We start from the raw sequence: 15,372 nt of genomic DNA, 5'->3' as shown, positions 1-15,372 counted from the left end.
AACTAAACAGTATCCCCTAGTGAATGGGCTAAACCCTTTTTAAATTGCCCCCATTCAAGAACCCTGGCTACTTGTTGAGTCGGCTTTAAATATAAAATACCTGTTGAATCGTTAGAGCCATCGGCTGGAAATAATATCAGTTGGTTTAATTGGGTGGCCAAGGTATAACTGTCCACACCTAAAGCATAAAGCCTGTTATAGCTATTGAATTGTTCAGGCCAGTTTTTCGTTCCCATCTGATGAGAGAATACCCAAGGCATATCGCAGAAAATGATCCCATCCAAATCCTTATCCTTCAAAGCATTGGCGCTACCGCCATAAACACTTGAAGTAGCGTACACAGGAGCATCTCCGGCATAATAATATTTTAATAAAGGCATAATTTGGCGGGCCTTGGAAGGATAAGCCAATAAAAATATCATATCAAAATCCTGTCTTCGGCTCGTAGTCGATTGGAAATTATAGCCTAATACCTGCTTTAGTTTTTTCTCGCGTTCCTGGCTATTGGTGATTTGTAAAAAATCTTTCATGCTCTTATTCAAATCTTGTTTGGCTTCGTAGCGAAGAGAGTCAACAATATGGCCCCCATCTTCATTCCACTGATTGATAAAAGCTTTCGTTACTTCATTACCCCAGGCATTATTGGGAGCAATAATCAGCGCTTTTTTATATCCTTTGCTTCTTGCTTTTATTGCAACCTGAATCGCTTCATTAACAGGGGATAAGCCTAAGGAATAAGAATTATTTTGTGTGCTGGTATCCGTATCGTTTAGCAATAGGGTAGGAACCGGATGCTCCATTGGTGCAATGGTAGCGACTTGAGTTTTCGTTAAAGGGCCAACAACATATTCGGCACCATCAGAAATAGCTTGGCGATATGTGTTCGTTATATCGCCTTTGCTTGTATCATAAACTTTAATTTTTGTTGATTCATCTCCCCTGTTGGCCTTATAGGCTGCCATAAAGCCTTCCCGTATAGCATTACCCGGCCCGGATAATGGACCACTTAAAGGCAATAACAAAGCGACCTGTTTAGGTGGGGCTAATAATTTATCTGATATTCTGTCTAAGGGATTAGGCAAAATCTGATTTGCTGGATGATTACTAAAATGCATCTGCCATTGATCCAAGGCAGCCAATAACGACTTTGAGTTATTTCTATACTTGCGGGAAATAACAGCCAGCTGGAACCAACCTTGCATTTCTGATTTGTTCGCAGCCTCCAGAGCCATCGTATTCAGCTCCTCTTGAGGTAAACTGGTTAAGGTCAACCACAAAGCCCGCCGATTATTGACCTGACTTTCCTCATCAGGGAGCAATGATTCTAACTTGATACGCTCACTAACTGATTCAGAGTAACTATCAATGGACCGAAATGACTTCGCCAATTGTTCGTGAAATTGGATTTGATTATATAATGAGAGTCTTTCAGGTTCTTTAATTCTAGCTAACTTGGCTAAGGCATCTCTGGGCCTATCACGCATAAAGTCGACTTTTGCCAGTAAAAGATTCTTTTCATCAGCCTGCTCAACTGTTAATTCTCCAGTTTGTGCTAAAATGGCAGTTCCTTGCTTCCATTGCCCGTCAGTAATTAAACGGCCAGCCGCGGAAATCAATGCGCTTTGCTTTTCATGGCCTTGTTGACTCTTAGCCATAGCCAAGTATGCTGCAGTAGGTAATGAATATGGGGTTTTTAATTTTTTATTAACTGTTACTACAGGCTCGGTTGAGTTAACTGTTTTTGTGCATTGGCAAAGCAAAAAAAGAGATACCAATACTAAGAACATGCGAAGTTTTAATTGTTTAATTAACATGTTAATTCGCCAAATTTGCTTTTCGCAAGAGGATAAACTATGACAAACACTCTAGCAACAGGTTTAGGAACTCTCTATATAGTTGCTACCCCAATAGGAAATCGCGAAGATATTTCTTTCAGGGCTCTTAATACCTTGAAAAGCGTTGATTTAATACTTGCTGAAGACACACGCCATTCCATGCAATTATTGACTTCACTAGGAATAAAAAATAATTTAACTTCATTGCACGCCCACAATGAAGCGAACAAAAGCAATGAGATAATTGAGCTGCTGCTCCATGGAAAATCAATCGCACTAATCAGTGATGCAGGCACGCCCTTGATTAGCGATCCTGGATTTCCTTTAGTGAAACAGGCTCGCCAGCACCATATCCCTGTTGTGCCTGTTCCTGGCGCATGCGCTTTAATTGCTGCGTTAAGCGCTGCTGGGGTACCCTGCGATTCTTTTGCCTTTTTAGGTTTTCTTCCGGTCAAACAAAGTGCCAGAAAACATGCCCTGGAATCATCGCGGTCAGTGCCTTATACCATAGTATTCTATGAATCAACTCATAGAATCATAGACTGTCTTAACGATATTGCAGAGATCTATGGTCAAGATTATGAACTTGTTTTAGCAAAAGAAATAACCAAAACCTTTGAACGATTTGTATCTGGAAAAATAAAAGAAATTAAAGACTGGCTACTCAGTGAACCCGGTCATATCAAAGGTGAATTTGTTTTGATTTTTCCACCTCGTCCAACAAATAAAGACCTCAATTCGCATGAAGAACTACTCAAGATATTGTTGGAAGAGTTGCCTTTAAAGCAGGCTGTGGCTATCGCATGCAGATTGACTAATGCCAATAAAAATCAGCTTTATGAAGAAGCATTGAAATTAAAAGAGAGCTAAAAAGAATATTGATCGCTTATTTCCATAACATTGTCCGTATATGACCTTTTTTTGTCCTCTAAGGCCAAGCAAAGATATCGCCTTTTAAGCTATATTATTTCTATATTAGGCTATGCTTGGAATTATAAAATGGATGATTTAAAAAAATATAGTTTTTTACTGGTCTATTTACTTATCCCATTACCCTTTGTCTCTTTATATCTTGGAGGCTGGTACAGTTTTCTACCCTTTTTAATTGTTTTTGCTTTTATTCCATTAATTGATGCCTTTCTTCATGATTCGGTAAATCCAACAAAGGAGCAGGAACAGGAACTCCTAAAAGATAAGTTCTTTAAATATATTACTTGTGCTTATGTGCCTATACAAATAACTATTATTTCTTATGGAGTCTATATAGTTAGTACTCAAAATTTGGTTTGGAATGAATGGTTAGGATTTACCATGTCACTAGGACTTATCTCAGGTGGAGTAGGCATCAATTTTGCTCATGAAATGATGCATAAAAACAGTAAATTGCAACAACTAATGAGTAAAATTTTATTAGTTACAGTTTGCTATGGTCATTTTTTTATCGAGCATGTCAAAGGCCATCATGTTAAAGTAGCAACGCCTGACGATCCTGCCACAGCACGATTAGGCGAAAATTTATATCAATTTTTACCAAAAACATTATTAGGTTCGTTTCAATCTGCCTTACTTTTGGAAGAAAAGCGTTTATCGCATAAAAATTATCCCATCTGGAGTATACATAATAATTTTTGGTGGATCCTTACTGTTCCTTTCATCATTTGTATAGTCTGTTTCATTTTTGGGGGATTAATCGCTCTGTCATTTTTCTTATTACAATCATTCATTGCCATCCTGACATTAGAAATTGTTAATTATATTGAGCACTATGGACTGGAAAGGAAAATGCTGAGTAACGGCCAATATGAAAAGGTAAATCCAAATCATTCATGGAATGCTAATCATTGGCTAAGTAACCAGCTGCTAATTCATTTACAACGCCATTCAGATCACCATGCCCATGGTGCACGACCCTATCAAATTTTACGTCATATGGAAAACAGCCCTAAACTTCCCTCAGGGTACCTCGGAATGATTATCATAGCTTTAATTCCACCACTCTGGCATCACATCATGGACAAGAGAGTTGTTGCCCATCGAAATGAGTTAAGACAATTGGAACAACTTTAAAACGTTGTTCCTTATTATTATTTCACAGTAAAAGAGTATTTTATTAACTTTTATTGCAATATGGCGGTGGAATCAAAAACTTTTATTCGTTTATTTAGTACCGAGAGACGATTTGCCAAAATTTTAGCCATACACACATGAAATTGAACCAAGAGTAGGGGTTTATTTTTAGAAAGCTCCTGGATTGATTTCAAATCAATTTCATAAACGATGGTTTTTTCATTGGTTTTTAATGTTGCTGTGCGCTTCTTATGAGTATACATGGCTATTTCACCAAGCACATTACCTGAACCCACAACAAGTACACGTTTATCACCGACAAATGCTGTAACCTTTCCCCGATGAATAAAGTAAACACTGTTTGACTCTTCTCGTTCATGACAAATGATATCATCAGGGTTATAAGGTTTTATAGAAGCCTTTTCACTAATCCATGCTACCAGTTCAGAGGAAAAACCTAAATAGAGTAGCTGTTTCTCAAGTGTTACTTCTTCAATATTTATATTTTCTGTATATTTTTCTATAACTTGATCTTCACACCACTCTAAAGCTGATTCTTGATCAGAAAAGACTTTAATCCAATTGGTTTCAGATTGTAATAAATTGGTTTTCATTAATTCATGATAAACAATTGGCTTTAATGAACAAATTGCAAAGGAAATATTATTTTTTTCCGCATGGAGCTTTAAGTTTTTCATTAAAATAATGCGGGATGAGTCAATATTGTAGACAAGCTCAAAGTCTAAAATGATATATCGAGCTTTCTGTATATTTTTTATTAACTGAAGTAGCCTGTAAATAGATCCAAAAAAAAGAAATCCTTGCAACTTCAAAAACTGAATTTCATCTCCCTGTGTCGATAAAATGGATTGAGATATCGGATTTCTCTCAAAGGAGGAATTATAATCTGATCCGGAAAATAAATACTTAACTGGATTTATTTTGCTGTAGCGAAAAGCGAAGATAAAAATTGAAATAACCGTTCCTATAGCAACCGCCGTAATCATATTAAAGACAATAGCAATAACCAATATTAGCAAAACGATTAAATATTCGCTTAAATTTAATAAGCGCCAGGTATTGATCAACCATTCAGATAGAAAGCAAAAAGCGATATAAAACAAATAACAACCGATAGCCATTTTCGGGAAACATTCAACGACCACGGCACCAAAGCACAAAATAAGCAACATCGGAACGAAAGCCATCACCCCGATAATACGAGAGCCGCCATACTCTTTTGCAACAGTGGACGCTGACAAAGACAAATAGCCAACCATTCCTCCAAGTAATCCACTGAATACATTACCAATACCTGCTATACGAAGTTCCTTGTTTAAATCCAATTGCTTATTAACTATCAATTCATAACTGCTTGCGTTTAATAACAAGGCAATAAAACTTACCAGTATAACTAACCCTATGTAATTCAATAGGGTCATTGAGAAGGGGTAATGAATCATTTGCCATATTTCAGGTTTCAGGAGCGAATCAATATGGCTTTGATTGAAAGGTCCCAAGACGTACCCTTCGGTTGGATCGACCAAAAACTCCAAATTAAAAATATAAAAAAGAACATAGAATAGAATTACAAGAGAAATAAACATTAATTGAAGCGCGTATCGATAACCTAATTTTTCTTTAAAAATATAAACAACTATTCCCGCAATAAAACCTGGCGCCCATAATAATATTTCCTCTTTATGAAAAAAGATAAGCCAATTCTGATGCAGAGCTTTACCAGTTAACAATGCAAATGTTCCTGATAAAACTAGCCAGCCTGTCGCTGCCATAAAACCACAAATCACAGGATATGGCAGATAACGGATAATATTTCCAAACCTAAATTTTCCAACGAAGTAGAATGATAACCCCGTTAAACAGGTAGTGACTCCAAGCATAAAGAGAAGCGTAATAAAGATGGCTTCATTTGTAGAACTTGATGGCATCGATTTAATTATCACTAAAGCCATGGCTGAATACAAAATTGCTGCTTCATCTTGCAACTGAGCGATTGCATAAGGAGGGGAAGACATGAACAAATAGCTGGCGCTGATAATAATTACTGAAATTGCCAATATATTAATGACAAGCGGAATATAAATCTCTAATGCACCTTGATAAATAAGTGAAGAAAATGCAACAATACTAATCATATTGTCAATACTTATGACCAAGCCTGCTAAAATAGCCAAAATCAATTGACTTCGAGTCATCCTACCTCTCACTCATTCATTTCAAAACTAAAGGATTATTTTACTAAACAAGAGAAAAATCCAGTTTTTCACATTTCTAATGGAATTAAAATAGCAGCCTCCATTCATTAATGGATTCTGCATAATTTTCTCTTAGCATGTATATTGCTTCACAAGCTATTGATCATGAAATTAAGGATATTAATAATTATTCGAATAACCAGATAAACATTTAAAGTTCTTTAATGAAAATGGAGATAGTGCTCAGATTAACAGCATTACACCAACGCCTTGCAAAAATATTTAAACTTAACCTTATGTATTATCGCATCGCTATATTCTTATAGCTATTTATTCATGTAATCGCACATAATTATCAATTAAGAGCGTTTTGTAAAAGCGCCCTCGCTTTAAGGTTATCAAGAGTCAACAAACTATATAAAAAGTTCTGGAAATCTACTTCCTCTTTCCCCTAAACTGTCCTTAGTTTTTTAGACTTAAGGACTATATATGAAAACTAAATCATGGATTGTAAGTTTGTTTTATTCCTCATTATGTTTCTCTTCTTCTTATGCGATTAATCTCAATCAAATCACAGTAGCTGATCCGGTAATGGGCAGTCGTACCATTACCTATGAACAAGTTGGAGAGTTTGCAGTAGTGGAAGGTGATATTTTGATTGGTAAAGCGGCGAATCTTAAAAACCAAGGTGCTGTTATTACACCAAAAGTAGGAGGTTCACGCTGGCCAAATGGTATTATCCCTTATGAAGTTGCTGAAAATTTACCTTTTATAAACAAGCTTGCCATTTTACAAGCAATAGATCATTGGCAGAAAAACACGAATATAGAATTTGTTGAATTAACTTCTAAAAATCGCTATGACTATCGTGATTACATTTCTTTTATCCCAGCAGAAGGCACAACCTGCTCTTCCTATGTTGGACGCCAGGGAGGGAAGCAAGAGATCAATTTGGCACCAAGATGTACTACCATGAATACGGTACATGAAATAGGACATGCCTTGGGAATGTGGCATGAACAATCCCGATCAGACAGAAATCAATATATTCGTATTGTCTGGGAAAATATTGATGAGGAGCATAAATTTAATTTTGACCAACATTTAACTGATGGGAAAGATTTCGGTGAATACGACTACGGATCCATTATGCATTATGGTCGATTTGCTTTTTCCAAGAATGGTCAGCCAACCATCATACCTCTAGTTGATGGAGTTGAAATAGGGCAGCGAACTCATTTAAGTGAAAAAGATATCGCTGCCGTCAAAGCAATGTACCCTGAAGCCTAATTGGGAGTGGCTAAGGCCATATATCCATCCTTTTCCTCTGAAGGAGCGGCTAAAGCCAACTGTTTGGCCGCTTTCGCTTCAGAGTGTTGGTCATAAGCATGGAAAATTTCATAACCAATGTACATAGCTGTTAAAACAATTGCAGCAGGCCAGCAAATTGCAAATGTTGTAATTAAAACTATAGGCATGACCGTATTTTTTACCATGGTAAAAATAAAATCATTCCGAGCTGCTTCATATTCTTTAAGAGCAACTGGAAGGTTTTTACCTGTCAATTGAGCCTCTTCCAAATACAAACTTTTTTCCTCGTATTTCGAATAAGCTCCCGTAGACAGATACATTGCAACAGCAAGAGTGCAGGCAAAAAAACAACCAACGACTAATACAGGTGGGCTAACCAGCATCGATGCAGTAAATCCCATCATCAACAAGGCGGCAGCAGCGGCAACAAAGTAGAAAGTAGCCTCCTGGGTTTTATAATTAATTTCAAGCTCTCTAAGTTGCTTATTGAGCATCTCTATATGCAATAATCGCTGTTCAGGAGTCATTTTTTTGAATTTTTCCGGATTATTGTAGTCTTCTATTTCCTGCAAATATTGAGCTTTCTTAATCAAATACTCTTGTTTGGCTAAGTTGCACTTATATAAAGCCATACATACGTCGAAACCTAGAAAAACAGATGTGATCATCCCTGCTACAGGGCCAGGAATATTGAAAAGATGATTAAAATTGGTGAGCAGATTGATCGTAGCCCAAACAAAGTCATTGGCAAAATTACAGTGTCGCTTATAGAGCTCATGTTTAAATCTATCCCATGCCGAAGTCACTTCAGGTACATGTCCTGTTTGATGAGTGATTATCTCTTCTACTTCAGTTGAGTTCAAACGAAGGGATGATGTGTCCTTATCCATTTTTTTCAATAAAGCATCTTTCAGTTTGTTATTTTCTTTAATGCTTAATTTTTCTGCTTTACCACTTCTAGGAATGTAATAGAGTGATACTTCTTGATTGTCTTCATGAACAATAATATAACTATTTCTATATGCTTCGAGACTGGCTGGGCCTGGCAAATAATCCATTTGATTGATTTCACAACCATTTTCTGCACCTTTTTCCAATTCAGTAGGGAAAAAAGTATGTCTTAATAGCATACCACCATCAATTATTAAGCGCATCAAAAAGAAGCCAACACTAAAGTAAGTTATAACCCCGGTGGGTGCTTGAAGAGTCGAAATAATCTTATCGACATCAGTATGAGTTCCTAAAATAGCATCCAACTTCTCAATAATTTTTAGGTTTCGAGCTACGCTCAGTCCATTAGTTAAAGTCAAACGACAAAACGTCCAATAGATACGACACAAGTTAGAGTAGGCAACATAATCTCTGATTTTGGAAGCATGCAATGGAGAGCTGATTAAATTGCGAAAACCTCCAAGAAAGGAATCGTACAAGGATTGAATAAAACCAGGTTCTTCGTCTTGAACATTGACCTTATTTAAATGGTCTTTTATTTTATGTTTTATTTTAGCGTATTCGGCTTGTTTACTGTTTTGTGAATAAGCTTTGTGGAAAGCTTCCAGCAAGGACGCACAATAGTAGCAATACAGCCAGAAAATTTCTTTATTTTCATTGTCTTGCTGCTGTAACACAGTAAACATTTGAGTAAATTCAGCTTCTAAATCCTGTTTGTGGTGTAGTAAAAAAGTGTAATCTATAGTGTTTACTCGATCATCAATTGTTACAATTTTTGTGTCCAGTTTACTATTCTTCGAAATTTGGGCGAAAAATTGTTGTTTATCCCTACGAAATGCAGCACTTTGTTTTGAGTAGACCATATTAAGAACTCACAAAAATTACACAGGAAGTTTTACAATAATACGTTACCATTTGATATGTATTTTGACAAGCTTTTTTGTATTAATATTTTACACATTGATTTTTGCGATTCAGATTGATTTTTGCATAAAATTGAATCAAGATAAAAGCCGGTTCATTTGACATGTGTTGAAACTAAAAGAATAAATTTATTGACCCATTAAAGCACATCACCACAGAATATTTAATAATAATTTTGCTGTATTCAAAAGAAGAAAAATTGAAAATTCACATGATGACTGCCTTGCATCATAGTTATTTTCCAATACAAAAACTGGAAAAAATTTTTCCTAATAAATCGTCTGAAGTGAACTCACCAGTAATTTCACATAAAGTCTGATGAGCTAACCGTAAATCTTCTGCCAACAATTCTCCAGCTTTATGAGTTGTTAGCTGCGATTGCCCAGTTAGTAACAAAGCTTTTGCTTCATCCAACGCTTGTAGATGTCGTCTGCGAGCTAAAAATTGGCCTTCTGTTGGTTGATATCCAACCACTTGTTTGATCACTTTTTTTAGCTCATCCAGTCCTTCACCAGTTTTTGCAGACAAATAAACCGTATGCTCATCACATTTTGCTGTAAGTTTAGTAGTATCAATTTTATTGTATACCGTGATTATGGGTATTTTATTGGGTAATGTTAATCTCAATTCATTAAGCAGAGAATTTTGTTGATCCGGATTGTTAACATCTACTACAAGAAGCACACAATCAGCTCGCTTCAACTCTTGCCAAGCACGTTTTATTCCCTCTTTCTCCACCAGATCATCGCTGTCTCTTAATCCTGCCGTATCGATAATGTGTAGAGGGATATCATCCAATAGGATATGTTCTCGCATAATATCTCGCGTAGTACCAGCAATTTCAGTAACAATCGCAACATCTCGCCCTGCCAGGTTATTAATTAAGGTTGATTTTCCTGCATTAGGCCTGCCAGCAATAACCAAGGATAACCCTTCACGCAACAAAACTCCTTGATTCGCTTGTGAACGTATCTCTTCTAATCGTCCAATAATTCTTTGTAATAATTGACTGACATTTCCATCATTAAGAAAATCAATTTCCTCTTCAGGAAAATCGATAGCGGCTTCAACATACATGCGTAAGTAAATTAGCTCTTCATTCAATTGATTTATTTTTTTAGAAAAATCACCTTGCAGTGATTTTAAAGCCATACGAGCCGCAGTATCTGAACTGGCTTGAATTAAATCAGCTATGGCTTCTGCTTGAATTAAATCGATTTTATCATTAAGAAATGCTCTTTCAGAAAACTCACCCGGCCTGGCTAGCCTTGCCCCTGCTGTTATGGATTCCTTAATTAATAAATCCAAAACTACAGGTGAGCCATGCGCTTGAATTTCAATAACATCCTCGCCTGTAAAAGAATGAGGTCCTTTAAAATAAAGAACCAATCCTTGATCAAGGACTTCATTATTTCCTTTATATAAAGAGCAAAAAGTAGCTAAACGTGGTTGCAATGCTTTGTTCCCATTTAGGCAAAGGGCTATAGCATAAGCATTTGGACCTGATATTCTTACGATTCCTACCCCGCCTCGTCCTGGCGGGGTAGCGATAGCAACAATGGTATCTATTGACATTTATTTTGCTGTGGCAATAACCTTTTTAGCTGGCTTTTCATCTGAGTATTTTCTGGTAATGTACCATTGCTGTAATATTGATAAAGTATTATTCACAATCCAGTACAAAACCAGACCAGAAGGAAAATTCCAGAACAGTCCGGTAAATAATATGGGTAAAAACATCATTACCTTCGCTTGCATTGGATCAGCTGGTGCTGGGTTGAGCTTTTGCTGAATCAACATGGTTGCTCCCATGATTAATGGAAGAACATGGTAAGGATCCGCTGAAGCCAAATCATTTATCCAAAATATAAATGGAGCTTGTCTTAGCTCAACACTTTCTAGTAAAACCCAATAGAGCGCTATAAAAACTGGAATTTGAATTAATATAGGTAAACAACCACCTAAAGGATTTACTTTTTCTTGCTTATAAAGTTCCATGGTAGCTTGGCTTATTTTAGCTTTATCATCACCATATCGCTCACGCAAAGCTTGCAACTTAGGCTGCAACTTCCGCATACTAGCCATGGATTTATAGCTTGTAGCTGATAATCGATAAAATGCCAATTTAATTAGGACAGTCACAAGAACAATTGACCAGCCCCAATTCCCAACAACAGTATAAATTGCTTTCATTAAAGAAAATAATAACGAAGACAAGAACCACAAAATACCATAGTCCACCGTTAAATCCAGAGATGGGGATATGCCTTTTAAAACACTGGTAATTTCTGGCCCTATGTATAATTTGGATCCTACAATTTTATCTTCTTTTGGTTTGACCGTAATAGGCTGGCTTACCGCTCCAATAGTATAATCTTTATCCGTAGCTAATGTATAAAACTTGTTTTCACTATCCGCATTGGGAACCCAAGCACTCAAAAAATAGTGTTGTTGCATAGCAATCCAACCACCTTTTGCATCCACATCCAGGTTAGATTTGCTCATGTCACTGAAACTAACTTTTTGGTAACGATTTTTTCCAGGATTTGAAAAGGAAGCACCTGTATACGAGCCAATATGAAAAATGCTCGATTTGTCTTCTTTAGGAGAACTGCGTAATAACTGGGTATTAAAATACCCTTTCCATAATGAATTACCGGTATTGGCTATCTTGTAATTGACTTCGATTAAATAACTTCCTTTTGTAAAAATAAATTCTTTTTTCACATCCAAACCGTCTTCGCTTTTACCATTTAGAGTGACTATCAGCTGGTTTTGATCAGGTTTCAATTCGTAATATTCTTTTTCTGATGTAAAATCAAAATCCAATGATTGTGGTGTCTGGCCATCTAAAACAAAAAGGCTACTGTTCGCTACATATCTCTGGCTGGCTTGATTTTGCAAGAGAGGGAATGGTTTATTTTTATCTTCAACACTTAGTGGATAATCAAGCAATAAACCTTTAACAATATCCCCATTTTTTAAATCAATGTCGACATCCAAAACATCTGTTTTAACCTGAATCAATTGTTTACTGCTGCTTGCTTTTTCCTCCGCTTTCAAAGTTATGGGTTGCTCTGCATTAGAAGGTATTATTTGTGGTAACAAATGCCCATCTGATGTTAATTGGCTTGCTGTCTTCTCTTCAACTGGTTGTTTGGCTGGATAATCAATTTGCCAAGCGTTCCAAAGTGATAAACCAATAAGCGCAAGCGCCATATATAAAACTATACGTCGTATATCCATTAAATATTCTCAATTCTTATCGTTAGGAAATAAAGGATCATAGCCACCTTTTGACCATGGATGGCAACGAGACAATCTGTTAAGTGCCATCAATAAACCTTTAATTACGCCATAATGTTTGATCGCACTGTCAGCATACTCTGAACAACTTGGATAATAGCGACAACATGGTGTTATCAAAGGGCTAATAAAATACTGATACATTTTTATTGGTAAGCAAACTATTTGCCGTAGCATGAGGCTAATTTTTCCCATGTTTTATTTAATTTAGTATTTATACCTAAATTGGTTTTCTTTGCTAGACCTGGTCTTGCCAAAATGATTATATCTACAGCAGGCAAGTTAGTATGACGAAAACTTTCTCTAAGTAGCCGTTTAATACGATTTCTGTCATGAGCCTTAGCTATCATTTTTTTTGACAATGCTAAACCAAGGCGTGCATAGCCTAACTTATTCTCTCTGAAAAGGAAAATAAAGTCATCTGTAGTTATTTTTTTCGCGCTTTCAAACACGAAATCAAAATCATTTTTTTTTAATAGTCGTTGCGCTTTTTTAAATGCAAACACTTAGGCAGATAAACGCTTACGACCTTTAGCACGACGTCTTTTTATAACTAATCTACCAGCTCGTGTAGACATTCTTAAACGAAAACCATGATCGCGTTTACGTTTTAAATTACTAGGTTGAAAAGTGCGTTTCATGATAACCCTGCTTCTAAATTTATGAGGTTGGCAATGATAGATAACTTTTTTTCAACTGTCAATTTGAATAACTGATTATTTTTTGTGTAATTTTTTATTTTCAGGTCGTAATAATATTAACTTTATATATTTTTAAAATTTATTTTTATTATATACAAATCGTTTCTTGTGGATAATTTTAAAAAACTATTATTTTTTAAAAACTTATATTAATTTAAACATTGTTTGTAACTCCTTTGTATTATTGTGATTTATTTGTTATCTGTTTATCTTGCTAATATTACACATACGTTATTTTCTCCTTTTTCACGTATTTGAACTGTACTTATCCATAGAAAAACAAATTCAAATTGATTTTTTTTTATTCTTATTGTGTTTAGAATTCTCTTTTTATGCTGGTAATTGATTAGGAAATAATTTTAGTTAATCGATTTTTGAGTATATTTCTATTTATCTAAAAAGGTCTGAACTTAATTAATTTACCTAAATTATTTGTACGTATATTTAAATGTAGACCTTATGACGGCTTTGTGGATAACTTTGCCTTTTCTTTAAACCCGGGTATAATTTATTGATTACTCAGATAACATATAGATTGAAATCTTTTTAGATTTTTAAAAAAATTACCAATTGATAAATTCTTGTTATTAATCTTTATTAATTGTCTTGCTGATCGGGTACTTTCAATGGCAATATTTAATACTGTGGATAGATAGTTTTAAGTATTCTTTTACCACCCTTGTTTAAATTAGGAGTTATTTTGTGTCAACTACTGCTTGGCAAAAATGTTTAGGTTTGTTGCAAGATGAATTTTCTGCTCAGCAATTTAATACTTGGTTGCGCCCGTTACAAGCTTACATGGACGAGCAGCGTTTAATCTTATTAGCGCCTAATCGTTTCGTTGTTGATTGGGTTAGAAAACATTTTTTTTCTCGCATTGAAGAGTTGATCAAACAGTTCTCCGGCGATGACATCAAAGCTATTTCTATTGAAGTAGGTAGTAAGCCTGTCGAAGCTGTTGATACACCTGCTGAAACAATTGTTGCTTCATCTAGTACAGCACCTCTAAAATCCGCTCCTAAAAAAGCAATTGACTACAAAAGTAGTCACTTAAATAAAAAATTTGTTTTTGATAGCTTTGTCGAAGGAAATTCAAATCAACTGGCGAGAGCTGCGTCCATGCAGGTAGCTGAGCGCCCTGGGGATGCTTATAATCCCTTATTTATTTATGGGGGGGTGGGCTTAGGTAAAACTCATCTCATGCATGCCATTGGTAATAGTATTTTAAAGAATAATCCTGAGGCTAAAGTATTGTATTTGCATTCAGAACGTTTTGTTGCAGATATGGTTAAAGCATTGCAAACAAATTCTATTAATGAATTTAAACGTTTTTATCGTTCCTTAAATGCTTTACTTATTGATGATATTCAGTTTTTTGCGGGAAAGGACAGGTCGCAAGAGGAATTTTTTCATACTTTTAATGCCTTATTGGAAGGGCAACAACAAATCATTTTGACTAGTGATAGATATCCTAAGGAAATAGAAGGGATGGAAGAGCGTTTAAAATCTCGATTTGGTTGGGGATTGACTGTAGCAGTGGAGCCTCCAGAGTTAGAAACGCGCGTGGCAATATTAATTAGTAAAGCTGAGCAATCTAATATTGAATTGCCTTATGAAGTAGCCTTTTTTATAGCCAAACGAATACGTTCGAATGTCAGAGAACTCGAAGGTGCCTTGCGTCGAGTTATAGCGAATGCTCACTTTACTGGTAAGCCGATCACTATTGAATTTGTACATGAAGCATTGCGTGATCTTCTTGCTTTGCAAGATAAGTTAGTTACTATAGAAAATATCCAAAAAACGGTAGCTGAATATTATAAAGTAAAAGTCGCTGATTTACTTTCAAAACGCAGAAGCAGGTCTATTGCGAGACCAAGGCAAATGGCAATGGCTTTGAGTAAAGAGCTGACTAATCATAGTTTACCTGAAATCGGTGATCATTTCGGTGGTAAGGATCATACGACAGTCATACATGCTTGTCGGAAGGTTAAAGAGTTAATCCAGGATGATAGCGATTTTGCTGAAGATTATAAAAATTTAATGCGAATATTATCTTCTTGA

General features: G+C 35.8%; 12 protein-coding genes. 4 read left to right on the top strand and 8 right to left on the bottom strand.

The genetic code is table 11. The features are described 5' to 3' along the window. Positions 1 to 2 precede the first annotated feature (2 nt). Complete coding sequence (locus OQI99_RS12025) at positions 3 to 1,814, bottom strand: penicillin-binding protein activator (RefSeq protein WP_061514006.1); 1,812 nt, start codon at positions 1,812 to 1,814, stop codon at positions 3 to 5. A gap of 39 nt (positions 1,815 to 1,853) precedes the next feature. Between OQI99_RS12025 and rsmI the strand changes: the two genes are divergently transcribed. Both rsmI and OQI99_RS12015 read left to right on the top strand, forming a co-directional pair. Further along, on the top strand, positions 1,854 to 2,705 hold the full coding sequence (rsmI, locus tag OQI99_RS12020) for a 16S rRNA (cytidine(1402)-2'-O)-methyltransferase (protein ID WP_061514005.1): 852 nt from the start codon (positions 1,854 to 1,856) through the stop codon (positions 2,703 to 2,705). Positions 2,706 to 2,834: 129 nt separating this feature from the next. Further along, positions 2,835 to 3,902 carry an alkane 1-monooxygenase gene (locus tag OQI99_RS12015; RefSeq protein WP_061514004.1) on the top strand — a complete coding sequence of 356 codons (1,068 nt, stop codon included), beginning with the start codon at positions 2,835 to 2,837 and terminating at the stop codon, positions 3,900 to 3,902. Between the two features lie 50 nt (positions 3,903 to 3,952). Here the strand turns inward: OQI99_RS12015 and OQI99_RS12010 are convergent, their stop codons facing one another. Next, positions 3,953 to 6,118 (bottom strand): SulP family inorganic anion transporter, encoded by a 2,166-nt coding sequence (locus OQI99_RS12010; protein ID WP_265732095.1) that lies wholly within the window; start codon positions 6,116 to 6,118, stop codon positions 3,953 to 3,955. Between the two features lie 489 nt (positions 6,119 to 6,607). Between OQI99_RS12010 and legP the strand changes: the two genes are divergently transcribed. After that, entirely contained in the window at positions 6,608 to 7,408 is an 801-nt protein-coding gene (legP, locus tag OQI99_RS12005) for a Dot/Icm T4SS effector LegP (protein ID WP_061514002.1), read from the top strand. On the opposite strand, the gene OQI99_RS12000 is transcribed toward legP, so the two are convergent. From OQI99_RS12000 to rpmH, 6 genes are all read right to left on the bottom strand, one after another. After that, on the bottom strand, positions 7,405 to 9,243 hold the full coding sequence (locus OQI99_RS12000; protein ID WP_265732094.1) for a lpg3000 family Dot/Icm T4SS effector: 1,839 nt from the start codon (positions 9,241 to 9,243) through the stop codon (positions 7,405 to 7,407). The two genes, legP and OQI99_RS12000, sit on opposite strands and share 4 nt — an antisense overlap. Positions 9,244 to 9,538: 295 nt before the next feature. Continuing rightward, positions 9,539 to 10,879: a tRNA uridine-5-carboxymethylaminomethyl(34) synthesis GTPase MnmE gene (gene mnmE / locus OQI99_RS11995; RefSeq protein WP_265732093.1), complete on the bottom strand. Its 1,341-nt coding sequence runs from the start codon at positions 10,877 to 10,879 to the stop codon at positions 9,539 to 9,541. Then, positions 10,880 to 12,550, bottom strand: a complete 1,671-nt coding sequence (yidC, locus tag OQI99_RS11990) for a membrane protein insertase YidC (protein WP_265732092.1) — start codon at positions 12,548 to 12,550, stop codon at positions 10,880 to 10,882. It abuts the gene before it with no gap. A gap of 9 nt (positions 12,551 to 12,559) precedes the next feature. Next, positions 12,560 to 12,805, bottom strand: a complete 246-nt coding sequence (yidD, locus tag OQI99_RS11985; RefSeq protein WP_010948687.1) for a membrane protein insertion efficiency factor YidD — start codon at positions 12,803 to 12,805, stop codon at positions 12,560 to 12,562. Continuing rightward, positions 12,772 to 13,116, bottom strand: coding sequence for a ribonuclease P protein component (gene rnpA / locus OQI99_RS11980; protein ID WP_011947894.1), 345 nt, complete (start codon positions 13,114 to 13,116; stop codon positions 12,772 to 12,774). The genes yidD and rnpA overlap by 34 nt, the downstream gene beginning before the upstream one ends. Continuing rightward, positions 13,117 to 13,251, bottom strand: coding sequence for a 50S ribosomal protein L34 (gene rpmH, locus OQI99_RS11975; RefSeq protein ID WP_010948689.1), 135 nt, complete (start codon positions 13,249 to 13,251; stop codon positions 13,117 to 13,119). Between the two features lie 762 nt (positions 13,252 to 14,013). Here rpmH and dnaA point away from each other — a divergent pair. Further along, complete coding sequence (dnaA, locus tag OQI99_RS11970) at positions 14,014 to 15,372, top strand: chromosomal replication initiator protein DnaA (RefSeq protein WP_265732091.1); 1,359 nt, start codon at positions 14,014 to 14,016, stop codon at positions 15,370 to 15,372.

It is taken from the genome of Legionella sp. PATHC039, assembly GCF_026191275.1.
GTDB classification, from domain to species: Bacteria; Pseudomonadota; Gammaproteobacteria; order Legionellales; family Legionellaceae; genus Legionella; species Legionella pneumophila.
This window is presented reverse-complemented; position numbering and strand designations above follow the sequence as displayed.

Bases quoted from the DNA above. Each gene is read 5' to 3' on its own strand.
- legP (WP_061514002.1), top strand. From the start codon at position 6,608: ATGAAAACTAAATCATGGATTGTAAGTTTGTTTTATTCCTCATTATGT.
- OQI99_RS12000 (WP_265732094.1), bottom strand. From the start codon at position 9,243: ATGGTCTACTCAAAACAAAGTGCTGCATTTCGTAGGGATAAACAACAA.
- yidC (WP_265732092.1), bottom strand. From the start codon at position 12,550: ATGGATATACGACGTATAGTTTTATATATGGCGCTTGCGCTTATTGGT.
- rsmI (WP_061514005.1), top strand. From the start codon at position 1,854: ATGACAAACACTCTAGCAACAGGTTTAGGAACTCTCTATATAGTTGCT.
- yidD (WP_010948687.1), bottom strand. From the start codon at position 12,805: ATGGGAAAAATTAGCCTCATGCTACGGCAAATAGTTTGCTTACCAATA.
- rpmH (WP_010948689.1), bottom strand. From the start codon at position 13,251: ATGAAACGCACTTTTCAACCTAGTAATTTAAAACGTAAACGCGATCAT.
- OQI99_RS12010 (WP_265732095.1), bottom strand. From the start codon at position 6,118: ATGACTCGAAGTCAATTGATTTTGGCTATTTTAGCAGGCTTGGTCATA.
- OQI99_RS12015 (WP_061514004.1), top strand. From the start codon at position 2,835: ATGGATGATTTAAAAAAATATAGTTTTTTACTGGTCTATTTACTTATC.
- mnmE (WP_265732093.1), bottom strand. From the start codon at position 10,879: ATGTCAATAGATACCATTGTTGCTATCGCTACCCCGCCAGGACGAGGC.
- OQI99_RS12025 (WP_061514006.1), bottom strand. From the start codon at position 1,814: ATGTTAATTAAACAATTAAAACTTCGCATGTTCTTAGTATTGGTATCT.